29 protein-coding genes and 3 tRNA genes are annotated in these 25,910 nt (G+C 53.1%); 15 read left to right on the top strand and 17 right to left on the bottom strand.

Translation table 11 applies throughout. The features are described from left to right. Window positions 1-91 precede the first annotated feature (91 nt). Both lplA and ACMGGS_RS10395 read left to right on the top strand, forming a co-directional pair. A complete protein-coding gene (lplA, locus tag ACMGGS_RS10400) occupies window positions 92-1,108 on the top strand; it encodes a lipoate--protein ligase LplA (RefSeq protein WP_176918413.1) in 1,017 nt (338 codons plus the stop codon). Window positions 1,109-1,114: 6 nt separating this feature from the next. Beyond that, a complete protein-coding gene (locus ACMGGS_RS10395; RefSeq protein WP_414165995.1) occupies window positions 1,115-1,375 on the top strand; it encodes an XRE family transcriptional regulator in 261 nt (86 codons plus the stop codon). Between the two features lie 189 nt (window positions 1,376-1,564). Here ACMGGS_RS10395 and deoD read toward each other — a convergent pair whose 3' ends face one another. The 4 genes from deoD to deoC all read right to left on the bottom strand — a co-directional run bounded on the left by deoD (window position 1,565) and on the right by deoC (window position 5,974). Next, entirely contained in the window at window positions 1,565-2,284 is a 720-nt protein-coding gene (deoD, locus tag ACMGGS_RS10390; RefSeq protein WP_176918415.1) for a purine-nucleoside phosphorylase, read from the bottom strand. A gap of 124 nt (window positions 2,285-2,408) precedes the next feature. After that, window positions 2,409-3,632: a phosphopentomutase gene (deoB, locus tag ACMGGS_RS10385; RefSeq protein ID WP_414165994.1), complete on the bottom strand. Its 1,224-nt coding sequence runs from the start codon at window positions 3,630-3,632 to the stop codon at window positions 2,409-2,411. A 113-nt stretch (window positions 3,633-3,745) separates the two neighbouring features. Next, entirely contained in the window at window positions 3,746-5,068 is a 1,323-nt protein-coding gene (deoA, locus tag ACMGGS_RS10380) for a thymidine phosphorylase (RefSeq protein WP_414165993.1), read from the bottom strand. 126 nt (window positions 5,069-5,194) lie between these two features. Continuing rightward, window positions 5,195-5,974, bottom strand: a complete 780-nt coding sequence (gene deoC, locus ACMGGS_RS10375; protein ID WP_414165992.1) for a deoxyribose-phosphate aldolase — start codon at window positions 5,972-5,974, stop codon at window positions 5,195-5,197. 250 nt (window positions 5,975-6,224) lie between these two features. Here deoC and ACMGGS_RS10370 point away from each other — a divergent pair, with 250 nt between their 5' ends. Together ACMGGS_RS10370 and ACMGGS_RS10365 are read left to right on the top strand one after the other, a co-directional pair. Next, on the top strand, window positions 6,225-7,775 hold the full coding sequence (locus tag ACMGGS_RS10370) for a YjjI family glycine radical enzyme (RefSeq protein ID WP_414165991.1): 1,551 nt from the start codon (window positions 6,225-6,227) through the stop codon (window positions 7,773-7,775). After that, the gene (locus tag ACMGGS_RS10365) at window positions 7,747-8,610 is read left to right on the top strand and encodes a YjjW family glycine radical enzyme activase (protein ID WP_414165990.1); all 864 of its coding nucleotides are present in this window, start codon (window positions 7,747-7,749) and stop codon (window positions 8,608-8,610) included. The genes ACMGGS_RS10370 and ACMGGS_RS10365 overlap by 29 nt, the downstream gene beginning before the upstream one ends. A gap of 143 nt (window positions 8,611-8,753) precedes the next feature. Here ACMGGS_RS10365 and ACMGGS_RS10360 read toward each other — a convergent pair whose 3' ends face one another. The 8 genes from ACMGGS_RS10360 to ACMGGS_RS10325 form a co-directional block, all read right to left on the bottom strand. After that, window positions 8,754-9,536, bottom strand: coding sequence for a metal-dependent hydrolase (locus ACMGGS_RS10360; RefSeq protein ID WP_414165989.1), 783 nt, complete (start codon window positions 9,534-9,536; stop codon window positions 8,754-8,756). Then, window positions 9,533-10,606 carry a patatin-like phospholipase family protein gene (locus ACMGGS_RS10355; RefSeq protein ID WP_414165988.1) on the bottom strand — a complete coding sequence of 358 codons (1,074 nt, stop codon included), beginning with the start codon at window positions 10,604-10,606 and terminating at the stop codon, window positions 9,533-9,535. The genes ACMGGS_RS10360 and ACMGGS_RS10355 overlap by 4 nt, the downstream gene beginning before the upstream one ends. 123 nt (window positions 10,607-10,729) lie before the next feature. After that, window positions 10,730-10,891 (bottom strand): DUF1328 domain-containing protein, encoded by a 162-nt coding sequence (locus tag ACMGGS_RS10350; protein WP_007373037.1) that lies wholly within the window; start codon window positions 10,889-10,891, stop codon window positions 10,730-10,732. A gap of 125 nt (window positions 10,892-11,016) precedes the next feature. Then, the gene (osmY, locus tag ACMGGS_RS10345; protein ID WP_414165987.1) at window positions 11,017-11,634 is read right to left on the bottom strand and encodes a molecular chaperone OsmY; all 618 of its coding nucleotides are present in this window, start codon (window positions 11,632-11,634) and stop codon (window positions 11,017-11,019) included. Between the two features lie 407 nt (window positions 11,635-12,041). Next, window positions 12,042-13,631 carry a peptide chain release factor 3 gene (prfC, locus tag ACMGGS_RS10340; protein WP_414165986.1) on the bottom strand — a complete coding sequence of 530 codons (1,590 nt, stop codon included), beginning with the start codon at window positions 13,629-13,631 and terminating at the stop codon, window positions 12,042-12,044. Between the two features lie 94 nt (window positions 13,632-13,725). Continuing rightward, the gene (gene yjjG / locus ACMGGS_RS10335; protein ID WP_414166240.1) at window positions 13,726-14,403 is read right to left on the bottom strand and encodes a pyrimidine 5'-nucleotidase; all 678 of its coding nucleotides are present in this window, start codon (window positions 14,401-14,403) and stop codon (window positions 13,726-13,728) included. Window positions 14,404-14,417: 14 nt separating this feature from the next. Then, window positions 14,418-14,864, bottom strand: a complete 447-nt coding sequence (rimI, locus tag ACMGGS_RS10330; RefSeq protein ID WP_414165985.1) for a ribosomal protein S18-alanine N-acetyltransferase — start codon at window positions 14,862-14,864, stop codon at window positions 14,418-14,420. Then, window positions 14,833-15,246 (bottom strand): DNA polymerase III subunit psi, encoded by a 414-nt coding sequence (locus ACMGGS_RS10325; protein ID WP_176920251.1) that lies wholly within the window; start codon window positions 15,244-15,246, stop codon window positions 14,833-14,835. The genes rimI and ACMGGS_RS10325 overlap by 32 nt, the downstream gene beginning before the upstream one ends. 103 nt (window positions 15,247-15,349) lie before the next feature. On the opposite strand from ACMGGS_RS10325, the gene rsmC reads away from it, so the two are divergent. From rsmC to ACMGGS_RS10305, 4 genes are all read left to right on the top strand, one after another. Further along, window positions 15,350-16,378: a 16S rRNA (guanine(1207)-N(2))-methyltransferase RsmC gene (gene rsmC, locus ACMGGS_RS10320; RefSeq protein WP_414165984.1), complete on the top strand. Its 1,029-nt coding sequence runs from the start codon at window positions 15,350-15,352 to the stop codon at window positions 16,376-16,378. 186 nt (window positions 16,379-16,564) lie between these two features. Then, window positions 16,565-16,650: transfer RNA gene (locus tag ACMGGS_RS10315), tRNA-Leu, on the top strand. A gap of 28 nt (window positions 16,651-16,678) precedes the next feature. Then, window positions 16,679-16,764: transfer RNA gene (locus ACMGGS_RS10310), tRNA-Leu, on the top strand. Between the two features lie 33 nt (window positions 16,765-16,797). Further along, a tRNA-Leu gene (locus ACMGGS_RS10305) sits at window positions 16,798-16,884 on the top strand. Window positions 16,885-16,910: 26 nt separating this feature from the next. Here the strand turns inward: ACMGGS_RS10305 and ACMGGS_RS10300 are convergent. After that, window positions 16,911-17,189, bottom strand: coding sequence for a DUF1435 domain-containing protein (locus ACMGGS_RS10300; RefSeq protein WP_414165983.1), 279 nt, complete (start codon window positions 17,187-17,189; stop codon window positions 16,911-16,913). A 210-nt stretch (window positions 17,190-17,399) separates the two neighbouring features. On the opposite strand from ACMGGS_RS10300, the gene ACMGGS_RS10295 reads away from it, so the two are divergent. Beyond that, complete coding sequence (locus ACMGGS_RS10295) at window positions 17,400-18,464, top strand: GGDEF domain-containing protein (protein WP_414165982.1); 1,065 nt, start codon at window positions 17,400-17,402, stop codon at window positions 18,462-18,464. Window positions 18,465-18,558: 94 nt separating this feature from the next. Then, a complete protein-coding gene (fhuF, locus tag ACMGGS_RS10290) occupies window positions 18,559-19,350 on the top strand; it encodes a siderophore-iron reductase FhuF (RefSeq protein WP_414165981.1) in 792 nt (263 codons plus the stop codon). Between the two features lie 38 nt (window positions 19,351-19,388). Here the strand turns inward: fhuF and ACMGGS_RS10285 are convergent, their stop codons facing one another. Beyond that, window positions 19,389-20,726 (bottom strand): PTS sugar transporter subunit IIC, encoded by a 1,338-nt coding sequence (locus ACMGGS_RS10285; protein WP_414165980.1) that lies wholly within the window; start codon window positions 20,724-20,726, stop codon window positions 19,389-19,391. 339 nt (window positions 20,727-21,065) lie between these two features. On the opposite strand from ACMGGS_RS10285, the gene ACMGGS_RS10280 reads away from it, so the two are divergent. Then, window positions 21,066-21,524, top strand: a complete 459-nt coding sequence (locus ACMGGS_RS10280; RefSeq protein ID WP_414165979.1) for a YbaK/EbsC family protein — start codon at window positions 21,066-21,068, stop codon at window positions 21,522-21,524. A gap of 45 nt (window positions 21,525-21,569) precedes the next feature. Here the strand turns inward: ACMGGS_RS10280 and bglJ are convergent, their stop codons facing one another. The 3 genes from bglJ to ACMGGS_RS10265 form a co-directional block, all read right to left on the bottom strand. Then, complete coding sequence (gene bglJ, locus ACMGGS_RS10275; RefSeq protein ID WP_414165978.1) at window positions 21,570-22,208, bottom strand: DNA-binding transcriptional activator BglJ; 639 nt, start codon at window positions 22,206-22,208, stop codon at window positions 21,570-21,572. A gap of 11 nt (window positions 22,209-22,219) precedes the next feature. Continuing rightward, window positions 22,220-22,942, bottom strand: a complete 723-nt coding sequence (locus ACMGGS_RS10270) for a helix-turn-helix transcriptional regulator (protein ID WP_414165977.1) — start codon at window positions 22,940-22,942, stop codon at window positions 22,220-22,222. Window positions 22,943-23,292: 350 nt separating this feature from the next. Then, complete coding sequence (locus tag ACMGGS_RS10265) at window positions 23,293-23,472, bottom strand: hypothetical protein (RefSeq protein ID WP_414165976.1); 180 nt, start codon at window positions 23,470-23,472, stop codon at window positions 23,293-23,295. On the opposite strand from ACMGGS_RS10265, the gene ACMGGS_RS10260 reads away from it, so the two are divergent. The 4 genes from ACMGGS_RS10260 (at window position 23,454) to ACMGGS_RS10245 (ending at window position 25,720) form a co-directional block, all read left to right on the top strand. Next, entirely contained in the window at window positions 23,454-24,230 is a 777-nt protein-coding gene (locus ACMGGS_RS10260) for a threonine/serine ThrE exporter family protein (protein WP_414165975.1), read from the top strand. The genes ACMGGS_RS10265 and ACMGGS_RS10260 overlap by 19 nt on opposite strands. Next, window positions 24,221-24,694, top strand: coding sequence for a threonine/serine exporter (locus ACMGGS_RS10255; RefSeq protein WP_414165974.1), 474 nt, complete (start codon window positions 24,221-24,223; stop codon window positions 24,692-24,694). The genes ACMGGS_RS10260 and ACMGGS_RS10255 overlap by 10 nt, the downstream gene beginning before the upstream one ends. A gap of 66 nt (window positions 24,695-24,760) precedes the next feature. Continuing rightward, complete coding sequence (locus ACMGGS_RS10250; protein WP_414165973.1) at window positions 24,761-25,216, top strand: MarR family winged helix-turn-helix transcriptional regulator; 456 nt, start codon at window positions 24,761-24,763, stop codon at window positions 25,214-25,216. Between the two features lie 75 nt (window positions 25,217-25,291). Continuing rightward, window positions 25,292-25,720, top strand: a complete 429-nt coding sequence (locus ACMGGS_RS10245; protein ID WP_414165972.1) for an organic hydroperoxide resistance protein — start codon at window positions 25,292-25,294, stop codon at window positions 25,718-25,720. Window positions 25,721-25,910 lie beyond the last annotated feature (190 nt).

Here is a 25,910-nt window from a genome sequence, read left to right as displayed (position 1 = left end):
CCGACAATAGCGCTTCTGGCAATATAGAAAAGACAATTTTCCGCAATATGGCGCTTATTTGCCGCAAAGCGATGATGAAAAGGATAGTTTGATGCCGACATTACGCCTGCTTCTTTCCGACTCGTACGATCCCTGGTTTAACCTGGCTGTAGAGGAGTCTATTTTCCGCCAGATGCCCGCCACGCAGCGGGTACTGTTTTTGTGGCGCAATGCCGACACGGTAGTCATCGGGCGCGCGCAAAATCCGTGGAAAGAGTGTAACACTCGCCGGATGGAAGAAGATAATGTCCGGCTGGCACGGCGCAGTAGCGGTGGTGGCGCGGTATTTCACGATCTCGGCAATACCTGTTTCACCTTTATGGCCGGGAAGCCGGAGTACGATAAAACAGTTTCCACCGCGATTGTACTTAATGCATTAAACGCGCTGGGCGTTACGGCGGAGGCGTCCGGGCGTAACGATCTGGTGGTGAAAACAGCTGAAGGCGATCGGAAAGTCTCCGGCTCAGCCTATCGCGAAACCAAAGATCGCGGTTTCCATCACGGTACGCTGCTGCTCAATGCCGATCTCAGCCGTCTGGCTAATTATCTGAATCCGGACAAAAAGAAGCTGGCAGCCAAAGGCATTACTTCCGTTCGTGGCCGGGTCGCGAATCTGGTGGAGCTGCTACCGGGCATTACCCATCAGCAGGTCTGCGAGGCGGTCACCGAAGCCTTTTTCAGCTACTATGGCGAGCGCGTGGACGCCGAGATTATTTCACCGGAGAAAATGCCGGATCTGCCAAATTTTGCCGAGACCTTTGCCCGCCAGAGCAGCTGGGAGTGGAATTTCGGCCAGGCCCCTGCCTTTAGTCATTTGCTGGATGAACGCTTCACCTGGGGCGGCGTGGAACTGCATTTCGACGTTGAAAAAGGCCATATTACCCGCACGCAGGTCTTTACCGACAGCCTGAATCCCGCGCCGCTGGAGGCGCTGGCGGGCCGTTTGCAGGGCTGCCTGTATCGGGCGGATATGCTACAGCAGGAGTGCGAAGCGCTGCTGGTTGATTTCCCGGAGCAGGAAAAAGAGCTGCGGGAGGTATCAGCGTGGGTGGCAGGGGCGGTAAGGTAAAGCAAGGTGATTGATCTGCTAAAACAAGAACAAGCGATTGCGTTAACCATGGTTAGTCAAAAAGTTTCCTGGCTTGCCGCAGTACGCCTCTATAAAAATGTATCACGTACTGATGCAGCGAAAATGTTAAACATCACTCCAGACGCGCTTAAACGTATCGAAAAAGAACAAATAAGTGCACATATGAAAAGTAGAATGGCAGAAATTTATGAATGTCCGGATACGTTGCTTGTATGCCCATCCTGGATGCATGGCCGTACCGAATGAATAGATTCCTGGATAGATTTGAAACGCCACGCCACTGAAAAATAAAGGTAAATTTTTAAAAAATTAAAATTGGTGAATAGATACTTTGGGGAAAAATAAGCCGGATGGCGGCTAATGCCTTATCCGGCGTGCAGATTTTGCGCAGTTTTGCAGGCCCGGTTTAGCGCTGCACCACCGGGCTAAAAAAACTTACGCTTTATCGCCCAGCAGCACAGATTCCAGCGCGATTTTGATCATATCGTTGAAGGTGGTCTGACGTTCAGCCGCCGTCGTCTGTTCGTGGGTACGGATATGGTCAGACACGGTGCAGATGGTCAGTGCTTTCGCACCAAACTCAGCCGCCACGCCATAGATGCCCGCCGCTTCCATTTCCACGCCCAGAATGCCATATTTTTCCATCACGTCGAACATGGACGGGTCCGGCGTGTAAAACAGATCGGCAGAGAAGATATTACCGACGCGCGCTTCCACGCCCAGCGCTTTCGCCGCCTCTACCGCGTCACGCACCATGCCAAAGTCGGCAATGGCGGCGAAGTCATGGTCTTTAAAACGCAGACGGTTCACTTTGGAGTCGGTGCAGGCCCCCATACCGATCACGACATCACGCAGTTTCACGTCGGCACGCACCGCGCCGCAGGAGCCTACGCGGATGATTTTCTTCACGCCGAAATCGGTGATCAGCTCTTTGGTGTAGATGGAGCAGGACGGGATCCCCATACCGTGACCCATCACGGAGATTTTACGGCCCTTATAAGTACCGGTGAAGCCCAGCATGCCGCGGACGTTGTTTACTTCACGCACGTCTTCGAGAAAGGTTTCAGCAATGTGTTTCGCGCGCAGCGGGTCGCCCGGCATCAAAACGACGTCAGCGAAATCACCCATTTCTGCATTAATGTGGGGAGTAGCCATTTTCAGGTCCTTATTCATTATGTATTTGTTCAGCGCAATAGTGCCGGGTGGCGGCTTCGCCTTACCCGGCCTACAAGTCGATAAAACCGCAGGCCGGTAAGCAAAGCGCCACCGGGCAATGCGATCACAGCATGTTTTTGCCGTATTCCATTGGCGACGTACCGAAATAGCTCGCTACTGTCTGACCAATATCCGCGAAGGTTTCACGGTGACCCAGCGATCCCGCTTTCACTTTCGGGCCGTAGATCAGCACCGGAATGTGTTCACGGGTATGATCGGTCCCGGTCCAGCTCGGGTCACAGCCGTGGTCAGCGGTCAGGATCAGAATGTCGTCCTCTCCCACCAGTTCCATCAGCTGCGGCAGACGGCGGTCGAACAGCTCCAGACCGGCGGCATAACCGGCGATATCGCGACGGTGGCCCCATGAAGAGTCGAAGTCGACGAAGTTAGTGAACACGATGGTCTCATCACCCGCTTCTTTCATCTCTTTAATGGTGGCATCGAACAACGCGTCCAGACCGGTCGCTTTCACTTTTTTGGTGATGCCGCAGTTGGCGTAGATATCCGCAATCTTACCAACAGAAACCACCTGGCCGTTTTTCTCATCGACCAGTTTTTGCAGCACGGTCGGTGCAGGCGGTTCAACGGCCAGATCGTGACGGTTGCCGGTACGCTGGAAGTTACCGGCTTTATCACCGACAAACGGACGGGCGATAACGCGGCCAATGTTGTAACCGCCTTCGGTCAGCTCTTCACGGGCGATTTCGCATAACTGGTAAAGTTTATCGAGGCCAAAGGTCTCTTCGTGACAGGCGATCTGGAATACGGAGTCGGCGGAGGTATAGAAAATCGGCTTACCGGTTTTCATATGCTCTTCACCCAACTGGTCCAGGATCACCGTACCGGAAGAGTGGCAGTTGCCGAGGTAGCCCGGCAGGTTGGCGCGTTCCACCAGCTTATCAAGCAGTTCCTGCGGGAAGCTGTTGTCGTGGTCGCTAAAGTAGCCCCAGTCAAACAGCACCGGTACACCAGCGATTTCCCAGTGACCGGACGGCGTATCTTTCCCGGAGGAAAGTTCATGCGCCCAGGCATAAGCGCCGATGACTTCAGCATTGCCATCGAGACCAGCAGCAATTTTACCGGTCGAACCTTCATGAGCTTTCGCCAGCCCCAGACGGGTCAGGTTAGGCAGGTTTAACGGGCCTTTACGACCATGGTCAGCCTCGCCTTTGGCGCAGGCTTCTGCGATATGACCCAGCGTATCAGAGCCTGTGTCACCAAAGTTTTTCGCATCTTCGGTAGCGCCGATGCCGAAAGAGTCCAGCACCATAATAAATGCACGTTTCATAGTTTCTCCGTACGTAGTGCTCATAAAAAAGCGATCAGATCAGTATACCCTAAATCATTGGCGTTTTGGGAAGATGACCGCGACCGGCACCGCCACAACGCGAATGATGTACGCTATTCAGTGATGCGACGATAGACCGTTGGCGTGGTTTCCGGTGCCTTATCGTCAAGAACAATAGCCGCTTTGACGGCTTTCGCCGCCTCCTGCCAGCTGGCTTCGTCTTTGGCATGGATGACCGCCAGCGGACGCTGTCCGTCAACGCTGTCGCCCAGACGCGCCATATCGGTAAAGCCGACGCTGTAATCAATGGTATCGGATGCCTGACGACGCCCGCCGCCCATAGACACTACCGCCATCCCCAGCGCACGGGTATCCATCGCGCTAACGAACCCTTCGGTATCGGCGTAAACGGCCTTGCTGAGCATCGCCGTCGGCAGATATTTCGCGTAGTTCTCCACGAAGTCATTCGGGCCTTTCTGTGCCGCCACCATACGACCGAAGATTTCCGCCGCTTTACCGTTATCCAGCACCGTCTGCAATTTCGCCCGCGCATCGGCATCGTCTTTGGCAAGCTGACCGGAGATCAGCATCTCAACGCACAGCGCCATCGTGACGTCAAACAGACGCGGGTTGCGGTACTCACCGGTCAGGAACTGGACGGCTTCACGCACTTCCACCGCGTTACCCGCGCTGGAAGCCAGCACCTGATTCATATTGGTCAGCAGGGCGGTAGTACGCACGCCCGCGCCGTTCGCCACGCCGACAATCGCCTCTGCCAGCGCGGCGGAAAGTTCGTAAGTCGGCATAAACGCACCGCTGCCCACTTTGACGTCCATCACCAGCGCATCCAGCCCTTCCGCCAGCTTTTTAGCGAGGATAGAACCGGTGATCAGCGGGATGGAATCCACCGTTGCGGTAATATCGCGGGTGGCATAAAAACGTTTATCCGCCGGTGCGAGCGAGCTGGTTTGCCCGATAATCGCCACACCAACGTCTTTAATAATCTCGCGGAAACGGTTGTCGTCGGGGAAGATATCGAAACCAGGGATCGCTTCCAGTTTATCAAGCGTGCCGCCGGTATGACCGAGGCCGCGCCCGGAGATCATCGGAATGTAGCCACCGCATGCCGCGACCATCGGGCCGAGCATCAGCGAGGTAACATCGCCCACGCCGCCGGTAGAGTGTTTATCGACAATCGGCCCGTTCAGATTCAGGCTCTTCCAGTCCAGTACGGTTCCTGAATCTCGCATCGCCATAGTGAGCGAAACGCGTTCAGGCATCGTCATATCGTGGAAGAAAATGGTCATCGCCAGGGCAGCAATCTGTCCTTCGGAGACGGTGTTATCACGGATACCGTTGATGAAAAACCGAATTTCTTCGTCGCTTAGCGCGTGACCATCACGTTTTTTACGAATAATTTCTTGTGCGAGAAACAAGGGACCTCCAGAGGAAAAGAGTGGAAGGATAACGTCAGGCCGGATAAGGCGCAGCCGCCATCCGGCATCAAACCCACTTGCCGGGTGGCGCTACGCTTACCCGGCCGACAAAAGGAGAGGCAACGATTAGTAGCTGCTGGCGCTCTTACCGTCGCCGTGGCCCAGCGCTTTCAGCAGACTGGCCAGCAGGCTGGATGCGCCAAAGCGGTAGTGGCGGGAGTCCGCCCAGTCAGCTCCGAACAGTTCGTCCGCAATCGCCAGGAATTGCTGCGCATCTTCCGCGCTACGCACACCACCCGCCGGTTTGAAACCCACGGTTTTTGCCACGTTCATATCGCGGATCGCTTCCAGCATGATGCGCGCGCTTTCCGGCGTCGCATTCACCGGCACTTTACCGGTCGAGGTTTTGATGAAATCCGCACCCGCTTTGATGGCGATTTCCGACGCTTTACGAATGAGCGCTTCTTCTTTCAGTTCACCGGTTTCGATGATCACTTTCAGCAGTACATTAGCCGCTGCGCAGGCGTCTTTACAGGCTTTCACCAGATCAAAACCAACCTGTTCGTTACCGGCGATCAGCGCGCGGTACGGGAACACCACGTCAACTTCATCAGCACCGTAAGCAATCGCTGCGCGGGTTTCAGCCAGCGCGATATCGATATCGTCGTTGCCGTGCGGGAAGTTGGTGACGGTCGCGATGCGGATATCCGGCGTCCCCTGTTCTTGCAACGTCTTACGCGCAATGGGGATAAAACGCGGATAAATGCAAACGGCGGCGGTATTACCCACCGGGGTTTTCGCCTGATGACACAGCGCGATCACTTTTTCATTAGTGTCGTCGTCGTTCAGGGTGGTCAGGTCCATCAGTTTCAGTGCACGCAGGCTACTTGCTTTTAAATCGCTCATTTGATTCTCCAACGGCGTCGCCGTATAAAATTTCATCGTGCGAGTCTGTTATTATTCTAACATCCACTCGCGATTACATATCGACATACATCACAGTTAATGAAAACTTCGTACAAATTTGCATTGCTGTAATGAGATCTACATCACTTATTACCCTCGTGTTTCTGGAGATGAAAGCATCCGGATCAAAAGCGCCTTCTCTCCCTTTTCTTAGAATAGAGCATCATTACGGCATACTAAGGACGCGACGATGCCCACCTCATGCGAAAACACGCTGCAACAACGTTGCCAGCAGATTGTGACCAGCCCAGTGCTCAGCCCCGAACAAAAGCGCCATTTTCTCGCGCTGGAGGCAGAAAATGCCCTGCCTTCCCCGGCGCTGACGGTTGAAGCGCAGGCGGCGCTGGATGACGGCGTGATTTGCGATATGTTTGAAGGTCATGCGCCGTTCAAGCCACGTTATATTCTGCCGGATTACGCCCGGTTTCATGAACACGGCTCAGCGTGGCTGGAACTTGAAGGGGCGCAGGATCTTGATGACGCGCTTTCATTGTTGACCATTCTGTATCATCACGTCCCTTCCGTGACCTCAATGCCAGTCTATCTGGGTCAGCTTGATACATTGCTGCAACCATATGTTAGAATCCTAACACAAGAAGAGGTCGATATTCGAATTAAACGTTTCTGGCGCTATCTCGACAGGACGCTGCCCGATGCGTTTATGCACGCCAATGTTGGCCCGGCGGATACGCCTGTCACCCGCGCTATTCTGCGCGCCGATGCGGAGCTGAAGCAGGTTTCCCCTAATCTCACCTTTATTTACGATCCTGAGATTACCCCGGACGATTTACTGCTACGCGTGGCGAAAAACATTTGCGAATGCAGTAAGCCGCACATCGCTAACGGGCCGGTAAATGATAAAATTTTCACAAAAGGACATTATGGCGTGGTGAGCTGTTACAACTCACTGCCGTTAGCCGGGGGCGGTAGTACGCTGGTCAGGATGAACCTGAAAGCGGTCGCAGAGCGCAGCCAGTCGCCAGAGGACTTCTTTTCGCGTGCCCTTCCCCACTACTGTGAACAGCAACTGGCGATTATCGATGCGCGATGTGAATTTCTCTATCAGCAGTCACATTTCTTTGATAACAGCTTCCTGGTGAAGGAAGGGCTAATCGATCCACAGCGGTTTGTTCCCATGTTCGGCATGTATGCGCTGGCGGAGGCCGTCAATATTCTGTGTGAAAAAGCGGGCGTGACTGCGCGTTACGGTAAGGACGATGAGGCCAATCAACTGGGCTACCGCATTAGCGCACAGCTTGCTGAATTTGTTGAGAATACATCGGTAAAATACGGCTGGAAAAATCGGGCCATGCTGCACGCTCAGTCCGGCATTAGTTCAGATTCCGGCACCACACCGGGTGCGCGCCTGCCCTACGGCGACGAGCCGGATCCGATTACCCATCTGCAAACCGTTGCCCCGCATCACGCCTGGTATCAGGCAGGCATCAGCGATATTCTGACCCTCGACGAAACCATCAAGAACAATCCGCAGGCGCTGGTCCAGCTGTGCCTCGGCGCGTTTAAAGCAGGAATGCGTGAATTTACCGCCAACGTGTGCGGCAACGATCTGGTCCGCGTAACGGGCTATATGGTGCGGCTGTCGGATCTGGAGAAGTATCGTGCCGAAGGCTCGCGCCTGAATACCACCTGGCTGGGCGAAGAGGCGGCGCGCAACACGCGTATTATGGAACGTCAACCCCGCGTGATAAGCCATGAACAGCAGATGCGCTTCGGTCAGTAAGCTTATCCCCTTCTCCTGCGTAGACGGGCCGGGCAGCCGCCTGGCCCTGTTTTTACAGGGCTGCAATCTGCGCTGTAAGAGCTGTCATAATCCGTGGACGATAGGATGTTGTAACTATTGCGGAGAATGCGTGCCGCAGTGTCCGCATCAGGCGCTTTCATTTGTCGATGGACGGGTCATCTGGAATGCAGGTGCCTGTCAGCAATGCGACACCTGTCTGCACCTGTGTCCTCAGCAGGCGACGCCGATGGCGCAAACCATGAGCGTGGAGGAGGTGCTCGCGCATATGCGTAAAGCACGGTTTTTTATTGAAGGCATTACCGTCAGCGGCGGCGAGGCGACAACACAATTACCCTTTTTGCTGGCGCTGTTCAGCGCGATCAAAGCCGACCCGCAATTACGCCAGCTAACCTGCCTGGTGGACAGCAATGGCCTGCTCAGTGAAACCGGCTGGGAAAAGTTATTACCCTTGTGCGACGGTGCGATGATCGACCTGAAAGCCTGGAGTAGCGAATGCCACCTTGCGCTTACCGGGAGGGATAACGCGCCGATCAAGCGCAGTATCCTGCTGCTGGCGGATAGTGGAAAGCTGGCCGAGCTACGGCTGCTGGTTATTCCGGGTCAGGTGGATTACCTGGAGCATATTGAACCTCTGGCGGCGTTTATATCCCAACTGGGCGAGGTTCCGGTGCGTCTCAATGCCTTTCATGCTCACGGCGTCTATGGCGAAGCGAAAACGTGGCCGGGTGCCACGCCGGAGGAGGTGAACCAGCTTGCGGCAGCATTAAGGGCGCGGGGCGTAAAGAAATTGATTTTTCCGGCACTGTATTTGTAATTTTGCAGCACCAGAGACAGGTTGCCGGATGGCGGCTTCGCCTTATCCGGCCTACCGTTCCGGATATGAGTCATCGACTTGTCGGCCGGATAAGACGCCCCAGCGTTGCCATCCGGCAAAAAGCCAACGGTACGATTTGTTTACTATCCGGCAAATTTAAACAGCGCCACCGTATTCCGCCATATTGTCCCGGCAATCACTTCCGCAGGCTCCGGGCGCAGCTCGCATAATGTCGCAAACACCCGCGCCACCTGCTCGGGCCGGTTCGGCTGGCCCTGAAAACCGTTTAGCGGCATATCCGGCGCATCGGTTTCCAGCAGCAGCGCCTCCAGCGGTAACTGCGCCATCACGTTGCGGGTTTTACTGGCACGAGGGTATGTAATCGTACCGCCGACGCCGATTTTATATCCCAGTTGAATAAAGCGTTCTGCCTGTACCAGACTTCCGGCAAAACCATGCACCACTCCGGTACGTGGGAGATCGTGACGTTTAAGATGCATCGCCAGCTTGTCGTGAGTCCGACGGGAATGCAGGATCACCGGCAAATCGTAGCGCTTTGCCAGCGCAAGCTGCGCGTCCAGTAGTGTTTCCTGACGTTCGAACTGCGGATCCTGCCGATAGAGATCGAGGCCGATCTCGCCGATCGCGACCAGCTTATCCGCTGGCGCGGCAAGCTGATCTTCCAGCCGTCCGAGGCACGCGTCGCTATGACGCTCAATAACGATGGGATGCAGACCCAGCGCCATATAAAGGGCGTCGTACTGTTCTGCCAGCGCCGTCACGCGTTCAAAGTCATTGGCTTCAACGGCAGGAAGGATGATTTTTTCTACCCCGGCCTGCGCGGCCTTCTGCAAACTGGCGCTTTCATCGCCGGTAAAAGGCGGAAAGTCGAAATGGCAGTGAGTATCGATAAAGCGCGCCGTCACGCCAGATCCTCATGATTAAAGCTGGCGTCGTTAGCCTGCGGCACATCGACGAGAGGCGTATGAAGCGTATCATTGGCGACAGGCGCGGGCGGCACCACCACTGTCGCAGGGACCTGGATACGCGGCGGGTGGCGCATCAGCGGCGGGCTTTCCGCCAGCAGTTTACCGACGGTCGCGAGGAAATAGCGTCCGCACAGCCGCCCGGTTTTATAATCTTCTCGCAACGCGGGTAAGCTGCTGCCCAGCGCCATACTGTTCAGCGCTTTCGGCGGATAGATTTCGAAGATCCGCAGGTCGTCCGGCGGCTGTTCAATAAACTGCTGGATCGCGTGATAGCTGGTTTCATGATGCTGTACAACGTTCACCAGCGGTTGCAGGCTACTTTCGCCCAGCCAGCGCTCCATCCGTTTGAACCATTGCGGCGTATAGTACATTTGCGACGGGACGGTTCGGATCACCACGATGGTTGTCGCCCCGCGTCTGGCGGCCTCCTGCACCGGGATAGCATCGCTGACGCCGCCGTCCAGGTAGTTGATGCCATCCAGCAAAACGCCGCTGCGATAAAAGCCCGGAATGGCGCTGGAAGCGCGGATCAGGTCCAGCCAGTTTTTCTCGTCTGGGGCAAAATAGCCCGGCGTGTAGTCATCCTGACGACAGGCGCACATATAGAACGTTTTGCCCCGTTCAAACTGGTCTGCCGCGTAGCCCATCGCCAGCGGCATTTTGCTGGCGGTGGCGTCCACCAGCCAGTCAAGATCGATAAGATTACCGCCGCGCACGAAGCGCAATGGATTGAAGAAATCGCGGGTGGTGGTGTAGCGCATAATGACTTTACGCGCATAGCCGGGCTGGTTACACAGGTAAGCGGAGAGATTTTGCGCCCCGGCAGAGGTGCCGAGAAAGAGATCGAACGGGTTGAATTGCGCGCGCATGAATTCGTCCAGAACCCCGGCAGTAAAAATACCCCTTTGGCCTCCCCCTTCACACACCAGCGCAAGCTTTTCAGGACGGAAGGGTTCAACCGATAACGGCGCTATGTTGCCGAGCGTCACGGGAATTCGTTGTCCCACCCTGCTTTCCTGTTTTCATTTTTCTTAGTTATACGACTAAGGTAGCGCAATTTACCCGGCGCTGAAACTGCAAAAGCCAGTCCGGAGACTGGCTTTTACATTTTTACCACATCTAATTCGTCGCTATGGACGTCGACGGCCCATAAACAGGCTGACGAGGAACAGAATAATACCGACGATAAAGACGATTTTTGCTGCGCCCGCTGCCGTACCTGCCAGTCCACCAAAACCCAGAGCGGCGGCAATTAACGCGATAACCAGAAATATAATGCCCCAACGAAACATACGTTTCTCCTTTACCATAGTCATTGTCGACCGCTAAACATGAGCGCTCAGGCTGCTCACTGCATTGTCGTTTACTTTTAGTTTACACGCCCCCGGATTCAAATCCGGGGATCGTATTCTGCGATTTACTTCGCTTTAAGGTCATTCTTAACGCTTTTCACACCGTCAACCGCTTTGGCGACGCTTTCAGCGCGATCAATCTGCGCCTGGGAATCTACGGTCCCGGAGAGCTGGACAACGCCGTCAGTGGTTTCCACTTTCACTTTACGTGCCGGGACAATATCATCGGCCAGCAGTTTGGCTTTGATCTCACTGGTTGTTGCCGTATCGCCTGCGTAGCCTTTCACGCCCTGTGACTTGCTGTCACGCACGTGAAGTTTGTCGCTGACAGATGAGACACCTTCAACTTGTTTCGTCACTTTCACAGCTTCTTCAGCCTGTGCCTGACTCTCAACAAAGCCGCTCAACGTGACCACCTTTTTCTCAGTTTTCACGGAGATATCGGTGCTCTTAATCGTTTCGTGATCAACCAGCGCCGCTTTAACTTTAGCTGTAATCGCGCTGTCGTCCATGAAATTGCCGACTTTATTCATAGAGCTATCGATTTTTTGCCCTGCGCTGTCAGAGGTTGCTTTCGCTTTATCCGCAGTGGAGCTTTCCGCCAGGGCAGAGCCGCTCACCAGCGCAGTACCTAACATCACAGCCAGCAGAGATTTAGAAATCATCAGTCTTTTCATAGTCATCGAACTCATCCTGTAGGTTTGTCCATTATCTGAACGTTTGCGACCACAACGCCGCTTTGCTGTAGCGGTGAAAACTCACCTAATAGCAGTCAGTGTGCGTTCTCAACATAAGCGAAGCTTAATGGTAAGAAGTGGGTAGTGACCGCCGTGCTTCAGTTATTAATATTGTGATTAACAAATTAACTGGCTCATAAACCTGCTATTCACGCATTGAACAGAGCATTCAGCCAGTCAACTTGTCATCACTTTGTTAAATATAGATCACAATGGTAATTCCGCTTGCGCAGATGACTAAAAAAAGACCATTCGAAGCGAAAAAGCGTTGAATTAAGATATTTCCGCAAGGGATTAATAAGGCAGGGAAAGTAACGGGCGCGGCGGCTGCCGCGCCCGGCAAGGCGTAGAGATTAGTGCTCGCGAGTTTTACGGAACTGCACGTCAGGATAACGCTCCTGGGTGATGTTCAGGTTGACCATCGTCGGCGCGATATACGTGAGGTTATCGCCACCGTCGAGTGCGAGGTGAAGTTCGTTCTTACGTTTAAACTCTTCGAATTTCTTCACATCCGTGCTTTCCACCCAGCGGGCGGTCGCCACGTTAACCGATTCGTAGATAGCTTCTACGTTGTATTCGCTTTTAAGACGGGCCACCACCACGTCAAACTGGAGAACACCGACTGCACCAACAATCAGATCGTTGTTGGCGATCGGGCGGAATACCTGCACCGCGCCCTCTTCCGAGAGCTGCACCAGCCCTTTCAGCAATTGTTTCTGCTTCAGCGGATCTTTCAGGCGAATGCGGCGGAACAGTTCCGGCGCAAAGTTCGGGATACCGGTGAACTTCATCATCTCGCCCTGGGTAAAGGTGTCGCCGATCTGAATGGTGCCGTGGTTATGCAGGCCGATGATATCGCCTGGATACGCCTCTTCAACGTGTGAGCGGTCGCCAGCCATAAAGGTCAGGGCATCAGAGATCACCACGTCTTTACCAATACGCACCTGACGTAGCTTCATGCCTTTTTCATACTGACCAGAAACCACGCGCATAAAGGCCACGCGGTCACGGTGTTTCGGATCCATATTGGCCTGGATCTTAAAGACGAAGCCGGTGAACTTTTCTTCAGCCGCCGTCACTTCTCGGGTGTCGGTTTTACGCGGCATCGGCGCAGGCGCCCACTCCACCAGACCATCCAGCATATGATCGACGCCAAAGTTACCCAGTGCGGTGCCGAAGAAGACCGGGGTAATTTCGCCCGCCAGGAAGAGGTCTTTATCGAACTCATTCGACGCGCCCTGAACCAGTTCCAGTTCATCACGCAGTTGCTGCGCCAGATCGTCGCCGACCGCCGCGTCCAGATCCGGGTTATTCAACCCCTTAACAATACGGACATCCTGGATGGTATGACCTTTACCGGTCTGGTAAAGATAAGTTTCGTCTTTATAAAGGTGGTAAACACCTTTGAACAATTTGCCGCAGCCGATAGGCCAGGTGATCGGCGCACAGCCGATTTTCAGTTCGTTCTCGACTTCATCCAGCAGTTCCATCGGATCGCGGATGTCGCGGTCGAGCTTGTTCATAAAGGTGAGGATCGGCGTATCGCGCAGACGGGTAACTTCCATCAGCTTACGGGTCCGGTCTTCTACCCCTTTCGCGGCGTCAATGACCATCAGGCAGCAGTCCACCGCCGTCAGCGTGCGGTAGGTATCTTCCGAGAAGTCTTCGTGCCCTGGGGTATCCAGCAGGTTCACGAGGCTGTCGTGATACGGAAACTGCATCACCGAGGTGGTGATCGAGATCCCACGCTGCTTTTCCATTTCCATCCAGTCGGATTTGGCATGCTGGCTGGAGCCGCGGCCTTTCACCGTACCGGCGGTCTGGATCGCCTGTCCGAACAGCAACACTTTTTCAGTGATGGTCGTTTTACCGGCATCCGGGTGAGAGATAATGGCAAAAGTACGGCGCTTCGCCACCTCTTGCAAATAAGGAGACAACGTCATAGTTAACATCTTCTGTGTAAGTGCGCGGCAGCAGGCCACGCAGCGTAAAATACGAAAATTGCGGCTATTGTACTCAAGAGCATCGGTCAGACAATCAATGTTTACACAGGAGCTGCTCCAGTTCGCGTAATGAGGTGACAGTCCAGGTCGGCTGAAGGTCCGATGGCAGGACGTGACCGTGCGCGTTCAGCCAGCAGGTCGATAGCCCGGCGTTGATGCCGCCGCGAATATCAGACTCGGCGGTATCGCCCACCATCAGCACCCGCGAACGATCCGGGTTGCCCGCCTGCGCCAGCGCGTAATCAAAGAGGCGCGCATCGGGTTTGGCGATGCCCACTTCTTCAGAGACGATCAGCAGATCAAAATAATCGCGCAGGCCGGTGCGTTCAAGACGAATTTGCTGTAGCGCGGTGAAGCCATTGGTAATAATGCCAAGCTTCGCTTTACCACGCAGCGCATCAAGCAACGACACCGCGCCTGGCAGCGGCGCGCAGATTTCCGCCATCGCATTCAGAAAAGCGGCATTAAGATCGCCCGGCGGAACGCTAAGACGCTCGGACCAGCCCTGAAAACGCTGATGCTGTAACTGTAGTGAAGTGATGGCACCGTTCTGATAATCCACCCATAGCGGTTTATTAACGGCCTGGTAGTCCTGAAAATCGTCTGCGGTGAAGGTCACGCTGTAGTCGAGAAACATCCGCTGTAAGCCGCCGAACGAATCAAAGGTAAACAGCGTTTCGTCCGCGTCAAAAAATATCCAGTCCCACTTCATCATTTCACCTTCTGTTACATGCTTATTGGCAGCGCCATTATTATTGCGTCTTCCCGCCCGTCGGCGGTGGGGTAATAGTTGCGGCGGATCGTCGCCTCGTTAAAGCCCAGGCTTTCATACAGCGCAATGGCGGCGGCATTCGAGGCGCGCACCTCAAGCCACAGCGTGACGACGCCGCGTTTTTCCAGCTCATCGATCAGGTGTTCCAGCAGTTCGCGGCCAAAACCCCGGCGTTGAAACGCGGGGTCGACGGCAATATTGAACAGCGTCGCTTCATCCAGCACCACCTGAGTGATGGCAAATGCCGCCATTTCTCCCTCAGTAATAAGCTGGTAGTTGAGATAACGCTCACCCTGATTGCTGGCAAAGGTGGCTTCGCTCCACGGAAAAGCATGGGCGCGTTTTTCAATGTCCCAGGCGCGGGGGAGATCAGTCGTGTTGAGGAAAGAAATCGTGTTCATAGGTGCAAATTTGTTGCCATAACGCGGCACGGGCCGCCGGATTAGAACGTAAATCAGCCCAGGTCGGTGTTGCCATTTGCGCGCCCTCAAGCAACACCGGCTCGTCGGTGCCCAGTCGCCAGCTATTACAGCGACTGCCTTCAGGCAACATGGCAACCCGGTCCGGCGTCAGTTGCAGGACCTGATCGGGCGTCAGGGCTAAGGCCCGCAGAATATCGCGGATTAAAGGCTCGTTAAGCGCGGGCAGATCGTTGCCAGCCATCACCAGACGTACATGCGCTGGCAGCGTAATGGCGATTTCACCCTGTAGCGCGCCGGGACGGCGCAGCGACCACCGGGTGATCCCCAGTTGCTGTAATTGCCACTCTCGTCGGGTTGTCATAGGGGAACGCTCCTGTCTGTCAGGGGCGCAAATATAGCAAATTCGTCGAAACTGCGCCAACAAACCTCTATAATCGCCGTCAGGTACAATAGAGGAACCTTTCATGTCTGCTTTTACCCCGGCAAGTGAAGTCTTGCTGCGCCACAGTGATGATTTCGAACAGAGCCGTATAATTTTTGCCGGTGATTTGCAGGATGACCTGCCCGCTCGCCTTGAAACGGCATTCAGCCGCGCCCATACGCAAATGTATCATCACTGGCAGGTGCTGGATCGCCAGATGGGCGACCGCGTGCGTTTCAGCCTGGTGGCTGAAGCCGCGGATGTCGCCGACTGCGATACGCTGATTTACTACTGGCCGAAGAATAAACCGGAAGCGCAGTTCCAGTTGATGAATCTGCTCTCCCTGCTCCCCGTCGGCACCGATATTTTTGTGGTCGGTGAAAACCGCAGCGGCGTGCGTAGCGCCGAGCAGATGCTGGCCGATCTGGCTCCGCTTAACAAAATTGACAGCGCGCGCCGCTGCGGTCTGTATCACGGTCGTCTGGAAAAACAGCCGACGTTTGATGCACAGGCGTTCTGGAATGAGTACGCTCTTAACGATCTGACCATCAAAACGCTGCCGGGCGTCTTTAGCCGCGACGGTCTGGATGCAGGCAGCCAGCTTCTGCTCTCCACGCTCACCCCGCACACGAAAGGTAAAGTGCTGGATGTCGGTTGTGGTGCAGGCGTGCTGGCAACGGTGCTCGCCAGCCACTCGCCTAAAGTGCGTCTGACCTTGTGTGATGTCAGCGCTCCGGCGGTAGAAGCCAGCCGTGCGACGCTTGCTGCCAATGAACTGGAAGGCGAGGTATTTGCCAGCAATGTCTTCTCTGAAGTGACGGGACGTTTTGACATGATTATCTCCAACCCGCCGTTCCACGACGGGATGCAGACCAGCTTCGAAGCCGCACAAACCCTGATTCGCGGTGCGGTACGCCATTTAAATAGCGGTGGCGAATTGCGGATTGTGGCTAACGCTTTCCTGCCTTATCCGCAGGCGCTGGATGAAACCTTCGGCTTCCATGAGGTGCTCGCGCAGACGGGGCGTTTTAAGGTGTATCGTGCGATCATGACGCGTCAGGCAAAAAAGTAATCATGGCCAGCTAACCCACGCTGTTAACGCCGGATGGGGCTTCGCTTATCCGGCCTGCGACCGCTGTCTATAAATGACCGTTTTTGCAGCAATCAAATCATCCTGCGTAATTAACTATTGACGAAAAGTTGAAAACATCTAGAATGCGCCTCCGTGGTAACGATACTTTTTGAGTGTCGATGGTATGCGAAGGTGGCGGAATTGGTAGACGCGCTAGCTTCAGGTGTTAGTGTCCTTACGGACGTGGGGGTTCAAGTCCCCCCCTCGCACCATAATCCACGTTGATATTGCTCGCACTGGGCGAAGGTGGCGGAATTGGTAGACGCGCTAGCTTCAGGTGTTAGTGTTCTTACGGACGTGGGGGTTCAAGTCCCCCCCTCGCACCAACGAGGCGATATCAAAAAAAGTAAGATGACTGTGCGAAGGTGGCGGAATTGGTAGACGCGCTAGCTTCAGGTGTTAGTGTCCTTACGGACGTGGGGGTTCAAGTCCCCCCCCTCGCACCAGATATCTTACCTTCTCCCTTCTTTCCTTATCCCATAAGCTTCAGATTCATCATCACCAGCATAATACCGCCTATCAGCGCAATGCCCGACGGCAGCAGAACAAAATGACGCAACCGCTTGTGCCAGATCATACCGGACGTTAGCAACAGCCCCAGCACAATTAACCCGCGCCAGGCACTCATAGACAGATCGGCAAATGTCAGACCCGCAATAATAATGCCAGGGATCAACACCCCCCAGCCACTTCCCAGCGCTCGCTGCAACATGCTCCCGCCTCTCACAGTGATAATGATAACCAATATCATATGGCATATTTTCTCATTTGTCAGCGCTAATTAAAAAAGCAGCCGTACATTTACTTTCGCGGTAATGACAGACATTCCTTAAGGTGATAAATTGTGCGCCCTAAAAACGAGACCCATGAATACCTGATATTTGCGCCTGTTTTCACGCGCGTTATTTTTCATTTTGGCGATGTACACTTTTAACCCTAAGTAAAATAACGAATTACTGATATGACAGCACACACATGGCGGTCCCTGAAGAACAAGAAATATCAGCTTTCACTGCGGCTTTTTTTGTTCCTGAACATAGTCTCAACCATCTTCATCATCCTCAGTCCGCTGTATAATGCGCGCGCGCTGACGCTGCCGATTGGTATTATTACCCTGGTAAGCTCAGGGCTATTGGTATGGCATTTCCTGCACCCGCATAAGAAAATAAATATAGATGCTATCTCGATAGTCTCGGGTTGCCTGTGGGCGTGGCATGTCGCTATTAAATATGCGCAGATCGACCCGTCAGATTTTAGCTATCTGATTATTGCCTTATTAAGTGTGCTATTTATTGGCACGATCTCGTTTCCCAATAACATTAGTGCCTTCACCCTGCACTCTCTGCCAATTTTTTTAACCTGTCTGTGGCTCAATGACGGCGAGCTGTGGGCGCGGATGGTGTACTGCTTCGCCCTGCCGATGGTGGGGATTGCGATTCAGCACGTTATTCAGAAGCGTAATGACCACTTTGCGCAAAGCCTGATGTATAAACTGCTGGAAGAGCGGGAGACGCTGAACGATCTCAGCATGCTGGATCCGTTGACCGGGCTGTATAACCGGCGCGGCCTGAAAAACCGCCTTGATACTCTTCTGACACCCGACTCCGGGCAGCACTACGTGCTGCTGATCGACATCGATCATTTTAAAGCCTACAACGATCACTATGGGCATATGATGGGTGACCAGGCGCTGATCCGCGTTTCCGCGGCGATACGTGACGCCGTGCGCTCGCGTGATATTGTCACCCGCTTCGGCGGGGAAGAGTTTATGGTACTGGTGACAAATATCGATGCAGCGCGGGCCAGGGACACCGCCGAGCGGATCCGCCAGCAAGTCTACGATCTGAAAATACCGCATATGTTTAACGAAAGCGTTGCGACCAATGTCACAGTCAGTATTGGTATTGCTGACCTGCAAGGTAATGCGGTCGATCTCGCCCTCGAAAATGCCGATAAGGCGCTGTACGAAGCTAAGCATCTGGGGCGTAACAATATTCTGAGCAGCGACCAAATTCGCTTCGCCTGAGCCGCGTTCACGAGGTGAAAAAGAGTTGCGATTGGGTTTATCTATAGCTAGGATTGGAAATCATTATCATTTAGATTCCTGTCTTTCTTTGCATATGGCCTATCGTTCCGCACCGATCATTGAAGATGTCATCTGGCTGCCCTCTTTTACAGAGAAAAGAGCAACGCTGGCGGAAGCTATACGCAATACGATCGCGGAAAACCGGGCGCATATGCTCGATTTCATCCGGCTTGATGAGTTGCCTCCCGTCCATGCGATGACACTGGCGACCTGGTCGCGTCCGGCAGCGTTAAGCCGTCTGCTGGCAATCTATGGCGATCATATCTACCGCAATCAACCCTTGCTGCCCCGTGAAGACAAGCCGCTGATTTCGCTGTGGGCACAATGGTATCTCGGATTACTGGTCCCACCGCTGATGCTGGCCCTGCTGACCGGCCAAAACGCACCTGACCTTTCACCTGAACATTTTCACGTTGAGTTTCATGAGACGGGCCGTGCGGCCTGCTTCTGGATTGATGTTATTGAAGATCCACAAGGCTCAGCGCTCTCCCCTGTCGGACGTATAGAAAAGCTGGTGACTCAGGCGTTAATGCCGGTAGTCAACGCCCTGGAAGCGACAGGGGAAATTAACGGCAAGCTTATCTGGAGTAATACCGGCTATCTGATTAACTGGTATCTGGGTGAGATGAAACCGCTGCTGGGCAATGCGCTGACGGAGACGCTCCGCCAGCATATTTTCTTCAGCAAAGCACTTGCGGATGGCAGCGATAATCCGCTGTGGCGTACCGTGGTTCCGCGCGACGGGCTGCTGGTACGTCGTACCTGCTGTCAGCGTTATCGCCTGCCGGATGTCCAGCGGTGCGGCGACTGCACGTTGACCAAATAACTCGCCCGGCAGCCTTGCGCCACCGGGCGATGTTTCTGTTATGCGACCTGTTCCCCTTCTATACGTGCGGCTTCCTGTGCCTCCTGCTCCAGCAGTTGTTTCTCGTACACTTTAAAGAACGGGAAATAAATGATTGCAGAGACAATTGCCAGCACAATGACCAGAAGCGCGGCCCGGAAGTCCCAGCCCAGTGCCCATGCGGCACCAATTGGCGCGGGCGCTGTCCATGGTACGACAGAGATAACCCGACCAATCAAATCCATCTTCATCACGCCCCAGGCGAGAATGGCGTTAACCATCGGAGCCAGCAGGAAGGGGATAAAGAACACCGGGTTCATCACGATAGGGGTGCCGAAAATCACCGGTTCGTTGATGTTGAAAATACTTGGCACGATACTCAGGCGACCAATCGAACGTAAGTGGGCAGAGCGGCTACGCAGATAGCAAATCACCAGCCCCATGGTTGCGCCGGAGCCGCCCACCACGATAAAGAACGTCCAGAACGCTTCCATAAAGATATGCGGCAGCGGAGCACCTTGTGCCAGCGCACTCTGGTTCATGCCCAGATTAGTCAGCCAGAACATTTGCAGCATCCCGGAGACAATCGCCGCACCGTGAATACCCGCAAACCACAGCAGGTGGCCGATCAATACCGCCAGCAAAATGGCCGGCAGGGAATCCGCCGCTGAAACCAGCGGTTTAAAGATAGACATGATCGCCTGTGGGATCAGCATACCAAACTCGCTCTGAAGCCACAGACTCAGCGGATAAAGCGTCACTACCACCACCAGAATCGGGATCAGCAGGTCAAACGAGTTTTTGATCATCGGTGGCACGGCGTCCGGCAGACGAATACCGATATTACGCGCTTTCAGAAAACGCATCACTTCGACACAGTAAATTGCGACCAGAATTGCAGTGAAAATCCCTGTGCCACCGAGGCTATCTACCGGCAGCGTACCGTTCGTTTTTGGTGAAGCCACCAGCAGAAAGGCCATAATAGACAGCATCGCGCCCATAAAGGGATCAAGCTGGAATTTTTTCTCGTAGTGTTTACCCAGGTTATAGGCAATAGCCGCACAGATATAAATCGACATAATGCCCATCGTCATATCGAACGGCGTCAGAATACGACTTTCATACTGCTTTGCCAGATCCAGCCACGCACGCGCAAACCCCCAGGTGGTATCCGGAGAGAACGGTGGGTAAACAAAAACCAGTAAAAACGATCCGACAATCATAAATGGCATGGCGGAAATAAAACCATCCTTGATTGCCATGACGTGACGCTGCGCAGAAACGCGCCCAGCGATGGGACTCACGTAGTTTTCAACGAAGCGGAATATCAGATTAAACGCAGCATTGTTAGCAGACATAGCAGCCCTCCTGACAGGCTATAGACGTAAGCATAGCGGCCCTTATTTTATAGCCGTACATGCTGTCGCCCTGTGAGCGCGGTTCCATGCCGAACAATTTTCCAGCGCGTTGGTTCACAAAGGTATTAATCATGCACGGCTCTTATTATTTCAATACAGTGGAAGTTACAGCCGTAGTAATAAACTGCATTTCGCCAATCTGCAACCGGTTACTGTAACCGGTTGCAGCGAATGTGAAGGGGATCGATAAATCTCAATATTCATGACATCCGAGGGTGGTTATTTACATTGACCTGGCGTATGTGACAGATTAAACCGGATAATAGTCAGGAGATCCTCATGAGTCTGCAATCTGTGCGACAGTTTTTTGCCGATCGCGCGCCCGATGTTGAAATAATTGAACTTAGTCAAAGTACTGCCACCGTGGCGCTTGCCGCTGCCGCTCACCGTGTTGAGCCGGGGCAAATTGCGAAAACGCTATCGCTTAAAATCAAAGATGAAGTGATTCTCGTCGTGGCGAAAGGCGATGCACGACTGGATAATAAAAAACTGAAATCGGTATTTGGTGCGAAAGCACGGATGCTAAGTAGCGATGAAGTCGTCATCCTGACGGGTCATCCGGTGGGCGGCGTCTGCCCTTTTGGGCTGGAAAATCCGCTGGCTGTGTATTGTGATATCTCGCTGCGACAATACCAGGAGGTTTTACCCGCCGCAGGCGCAATTCATAGTGCGGTGAGGATCGCGCCGGAGCGCATGGCCCAGTTGACTGATGCAACCTGGGTAGATGTTTGTCTGTAGAGAAAACTGGCAAAGGAGGGTGTCCTTTGCCAGAGTCGTGTGGCCTTAATGCGCGACGATGGAGCCTTCCCCCAGCGCACATTCCTCACCCGCAAGCGGGATGTTGATCAGAATATCCGCCGCGTGCAACAACCCCATATCAGAGCTTACGCCCAGTTTGGTCATGGCATTAAACTTATGCGCGCGAATCGTCTTGATGTTGCGCTCAAGCTGCGCGGCAATTTCAGGCATGGAATACCCGTAAGCCATAAACTGAAGAATGGCGCGTTCCGTTGGGCTGAGCATCCGGGAACTGCTGACGTACCAGTGATTATGGGCATTTACATTAACCCGACGGGTTTCGCGCAGCAGCGTAACCAACTGGGCCTGTAATACATCCAGAGGTGCCGTTTTACTGATAATGCCATGTAAGCCTGACGGGGCCAGGTGACTGACCAGGCGGGCTTCACGCTCATCATTTGCCAGCATGATCCTCTGCGTTTTTGGATACAGTTGACTCAACTCACTTAACAGCATCAGTCCTTCACGCCGCTGTTCCCTGCTGCCTGAAAGTGAGTAAATGACTGAAAAAAAACCACGCGTGCTGAGCGCCTTTTTCAACTCAACGTAGTCTCTAAAAAAATGTATCGTATAGCTATTAGTAGACGCCGTTCCAAAAAGATGACGAAGCCCAACTTCGGTCATTCTGCAAGGTTCTACGATAGCGACATGTCGCTTTGCGGGGCTTTTTTCCATTCGATTGAATCTCCATAGGCTGAAAATAAATTCAGCTCTTTCATTCCCTGTGCGCTATTTATCCATGCGTACATCTCCGCATTGCTGCGTAACGCTAAACGGCGCATTGCACTATTTTTTTGCGCGCTAATGGTTTTATTGCTTTTTTTCAGTAATGCCGCAATCTGGTTAATTCCCCAGCCCTTACCAAGAAGACGCAGCACTTTACGTTCAGACAGCGTCAGCACAGCCAGGGATTCTTCTTCGCCAACGGTTTCTTGCGTCTCTGCCGCCAGTAGTGTCTGGCTGATACGTTCTGCAGAAAGCCCACCCGCATGAATCGCTTTGACCACGTGATCGACAGGCTCTGCATCGGAAAGCAATGTACTTTCAGGACGCATTAAAAATTCGACGGCTAAAGGGTAAATGGAGCGGGAAACGAGAAATATCCAGTGAATATCACGGTATTGCGATATTAATGCATAGTACTGCTCACAGATGGTGCGGGCATGGCGAAACTCACCAGAAAGATCGACCAGAACCAGGGCGGCACGGCGAAGCTGGAAAAGCGTTAACTCTTCAGGAGATTGACATGAGGTAAGTTCATAGTCAGGGAAATGCAGTTCCATTATCCCGCTGAGTCCGGTTTGCATTACCGGTATCTTGCTGATAATGACTCCATACTTGCAATGTCCTGATACCATACAAATAACCTCCGCATCCTGTCGAAGAATCACTTTATTTTATGACCGCATACATCATCCATATGAATAAATAAAAGTTATATATTCATATGCAACTTAGTGAATCTTTCTCTTCCCTGTAAGTGTCCATTATTGTACATTTAACAACATACAACAGTTTCTTGTATTACATTATACCTTTCGCAGGATAATGTGAACCTCGTAAATATCTCACAACACCAAAAAAAAATTAATCTGTTTCAAATTAGAAAAAAAGAAATGTTTTTTAAGAAAAACTAAAAGCATTCATTAAGTAAATATTTACTGTTTTTTTTAAAAGCGAGTTTGCTACTTTAACACCGCTCGCCATCTCAGGCACTCTCTTTCTGATCTGCCGCTGCAGTAAGTCCGATTTCAGAACAGGGGATTTTTTGCACGTTTTTTGATCTTAGCCACAGCCATCGCATAGTCACTTCATGGTAAAACAGTTTTATGCGCTGCATTTTTCCTTTTTTCCATTTCAGGGCGATCCATGCAAGTTGATCAGTCATTACAACGAACCATTACGCGATTATGTATTCAATGTGGGCTTTTTCTATTGCAGCACGGCGCGGAAAGCGCATTAGTGGAAGAGCTATCAACGCGTCTGGGACGCGCACTGGGAATGGACAGCGTTGAAAGTTCGATCTCCTCTAATGCCATCGTTTTAACGACGATTAAAGACGGTCTCTGCCTGACTTCGACACGTAAAAATAGCGATCGCGGTATTAATATGCATGTGGTGACCGAAGTTCAGCATATTGTCATTATGGCGGAACATAAGCTGCTGGATTACCGTGATGTTGAAAAAAGGTTCAGCCATATTAAACCGCTACGTTATCCGCGCTGGCTGCTGGTGGTGATGGTCGGACTCTCTTGTGCCTGCTTCTGTAAATTGAATAACGGTGGCTGGGATGGTGCTTTTATCACCTTTTGCGCCAGCGCGGTGGCCATGTATGTGCGCCAGGTGTTGACCCATCGCTCTCTGCATCCACAAATTAACTTCTGCATTACCGCCTTTGTCGCCACTACTGTTTCCGGATTGCTGTTGAGACTGCCTTTGTTCCGTGACACCCCGAGCGTCGCCATGGCCGCCAGCGTTCTGCTACTGGTGCCGGGGTTTCCACTGATTAACGCGGTGGCGGATATGTTTAAAGGACATATTAATACCGGGCTTGCCCGCTGGGCCATCGCCAGTTTGTTAACCCTGGCGACCTGTATTGGCGTGGTCATGGCACTGACATTATGGGGGCTGCGCGGATGGGCGTAATCGATTTTCTGCTGGCGCTAATACAGGACATGCTCCTCTCCGCTATCCCTGCGGTTGGCTTTGCGATGGTGTTTAACGTGCCTCACCGGGCGCTTCCCTGGTGTGCGCTACTGGGCGCTATTGGACATGGTTCGCGAATGGTGATGTTTACTGCCGGTTTTAATATTGAGTGGTCAACGTTTATGGCGTCGATGCTGGTGGGGACGATCGGTATTCGCTGGTCGCGCTGGTATCTGGCGCACCCGAAAATTTTCACTGTGGCAGCGGTGATCCCTATGTTCCCCGGTATTTCGGCGTATACCGCTATGATCTCGGCGGTGAAAATTAGTCACTTTGGCTATTCAGAGGATCTAATGATTATGCTGCTGACCAATTTTCTGAAGGCGTCTTCTATTGTGGGTGCGCTTTCCATCGGGCTGTCGATCCCCGGTCTGTGGCTCTATCGAAAGCGTCCACGGGTGTAATAAAGTTCTCAGAGGCGATGTTTATAATCGCTTGCAATTAAATTGTGCGCTATCTATATTGAAAGGATGAAAACGACATCGACCCGGTCTTCGGACTCACCGCTGCATCTGGATAATCAGCTCTGTTTTGCGCTTTATTCTACTAATCTGGCGCTGCATAAGCTCTACCGGCAGTTGCTGGCACCGCTTAATCTGACCTATCCACAGTATCTGGTTATGCTGGTGTTGTGGGAGCGAGATGACATTACCGTATCAGAGATTGGCGAAAAGCTGTTTCTGGATTCGGCCACGCTGACGCCATTACTGAAGCGGCTGGAAGTGGCAGGCTTGTTGCAGCGCCAGCGTTCGCATCAGGATGAGCGTCAGGTGAGGGTGACATTAAGCGAGAACGGTCGCCAACTGGAGCAGGAGGCACAAAATATACCGGATTCGGTGGGTTGCGCCCTCGCCTGCGACACTGATTCACTGGCGACGCTCAAGCAGCAACTTGAAGATCTCCGTGAACAATTACATCGCATTTAATCCTGCGTTTCGCAGGATTAAGGCACCATTTAAATCGCACGCTATTTTATAGTGAACAACAATGAGGAACCTGCCATGTCTTTAGAAAAAGTGATTTATACCGCCAAAGCCAAAGCAACCGGGGGCCGTGACGGCCGTGCCACCTCTTCAGACGGTTTTCTGGACGTCAAACTGGGGGTACCGAAAGAGATGGGCGGTGCCGGTGCTGAAGCAACCAATCCAGAGCAGCTGTTTGCGGCGGGTTACTCTGCCTGCTTCCTGGGTGCCATGAAGTTTGTTGCCGGTCGCGATAAGATCGCCATCCCGAAAGATGCTTTTGTAGAAGGTGAGGTGGGTATCGGTCCGCTGCCGACCGGCTTTGGCATTGAAGCGACGCTCAATATTCATCTGCCGGGGATGGATCAGGCTGAAGCGAAAAAACTGGTCGATGCGGCGCACATTGTCTGCCCGTACTCTAATGCGACCCGTGGCAACATCGACGTGACGCTGAATATCGTCGCATAAGCCTGAAAGTTGCCATTGAAGCAGGCGGTTATTAAACGCTCCGTAGTCATCGGGGCGACCACCGGGTTGGGCCTCCCACCGGGAACCCAATCCCGGCATTTCCCCTTATTGAGCCGGGATACCAGTACGCTTTTTTAATCCCTTCGCCGCCTGCCAGCCATCCGATGCACTGTGTTACTATGTGCCATTA

Source organism: Superficieibacter sp. BNK-5 (genome assembly GCF_047456055.1).
Taxonomy (GTDB): domain Bacteria; phylum Pseudomonadota; class Gammaproteobacteria; order Enterobacterales; family Enterobacteriaceae; genus Superficieibacter.
The sequence above is the reverse complement of the archived record's forward strand: the minus strand, read 5'-3'. Positions and strand labels throughout refer to the sequence as shown.

Coding starts and splice junctions, on each gene's coding strand:
- lplA (WP_176918413.1), top strand. CDS start 92: ATGCCGACATTACGCCTGCTTCTTTCCGACTCGTACGATCCCTGGTTT.
- deoD (WP_176918415.1), bottom strand. CDS start 2,284: ATGGCTACTCCCCACATTAATGCAGAAATGGGTGATTTCGCTGACGTC.
- deoB (WP_414165994.1), bottom strand. CDS start 3,632: ATGAAACGTGCATTTATTATGGTGCTGGACTCTTTCGGCATCGGCGCT.
- deoC (WP_414165992.1), bottom strand. CDS start 5,974: ATGAGCGATTTAAAAGCAAGTAGCCTGCGTGCACTGAAACTGATGGAC.
- ACMGGS_RS10370 (WP_414165991.1), top strand. CDS start 6,225: ATGCCCACCTCATGCGAAAACACGCTGCAACAACGTTGCCAGCAGATT.
- ACMGGS_RS10365 (WP_414165990.1), top strand. CDS start 7,747: ATGAACAGCAGATGCGCTTCGGTCAGTAAGCTTATCCCCTTCTCCTGC.
- ACMGGS_RS10350 (WP_007373037.1), bottom strand. CDS start 10,891: ATGTTTCGTTGGGGCATTATATTTCTGGTTATCGCGTTAATTGCCGCC.
- osmY (WP_414165987.1), bottom strand. CDS start 11,634: ATGACTATGAAAAGACTGATGATTTCTAAATCTCTGCTGGCTGTGATG.
- prfC (WP_414165986.1), bottom strand. CDS start 13,631: ATGACGTTGTCTCCTTATTTGCAAGAGGTGGCGAAGCGCCGTACTTTT.
- yjjG (WP_414166240.1), bottom strand. CDS start 14,403: ATGAAGTGGGACTGGATATTTTTTGACGCGGACGAAACGCTGTTTACC.
- rimI (WP_414165985.1), bottom strand. CDS start 14,864: ATGAACACGATTTCTTTCCTCAACACGACTGATCTCCCCCGCGCCTGG.
- ACMGGS_RS10325 (WP_176920251.1), bottom strand. CDS start 15,246: ATGACAACCCGACGAGAGTGGCAATTACAGCAACTGGGGATCACCCGG.
- rsmC (WP_414165984.1), top strand. CDS start 15,350: ATGTCTGCTTTTACCCCGGCAAGTGAAGTCTTGCTGCGCCACAGTGAT.
- ACMGGS_RS10300 (WP_414165983.1), bottom strand. CDS start 17,189: ATGATATTGGTTATCATTATCACTGTGAGAGGCGGGAGCATGTTGCAG.
- ACMGGS_RS10295 (WP_414165982.1), top strand. CDS start 17,400: ATGACAGCACACACATGGCGGTCCCTGAAGAACAAGAAATATCAGCTT.
- fhuF (WP_414165981.1), top strand. CDS start 18,559: ATGGCCTATCGTTCCGCACCGATCATTGAAGATGTCATCTGGCTGCCC.
- ACMGGS_RS10285 (WP_414165980.1), bottom strand. CDS start 20,726: ATGTCTGCTAACAATGCTGCGTTTAATCTGATATTCCGCTTCGTTGAA.
- ACMGGS_RS10280 (WP_414165979.1), top strand. CDS start 21,066: ATGAGTCTGCAATCTGTGCGACAGTTTTTTGCCGATCGCGCGCCCGAT.
- bglJ (WP_414165978.1), bottom strand. CDS start 22,208: ATGACCGAAGTTGGGCTTCGTCATCTTTTTGGAACGGCGTCTACTAAT.
- ACMGGS_RS10270 (WP_414165977.1), bottom strand. CDS start 22,942: ATGGTATCAGGACATTGCAAGTATGGAGTCATTATCAGCAAGATACCG.
- ACMGGS_RS10260 (WP_414165975.1), top strand. CDS start 23,454: ATGCAAGTTGATCAGTCATTACAACGAACCATTACGCGATTATGTATT.
- ACMGGS_RS10265 (WP_414165976.1), bottom strand. CDS start 23,472: ATGACTGATCAACTTGCATGGATCGCCCTGAAATGGAAAAAAGGAAAA.
- ACMGGS_RS10255 (WP_414165974.1), top strand. CDS start 24,221: ATGGGCGTAATCGATTTTCTGCTGGCGCTAATACAGGACATGCTCCTC.
- ACMGGS_RS10250 (WP_414165973.1), top strand. CDS start 24,761: ATGAAAACGACATCGACCCGGTCTTCGGACTCACCGCTGCATCTGGAT.
- ACMGGS_RS10245 (WP_414165972.1), top strand. CDS start 25,292: ATGTCTTTAGAAAAAGTGATTTATACCGCCAAAGCCAAAGCAACCGGG.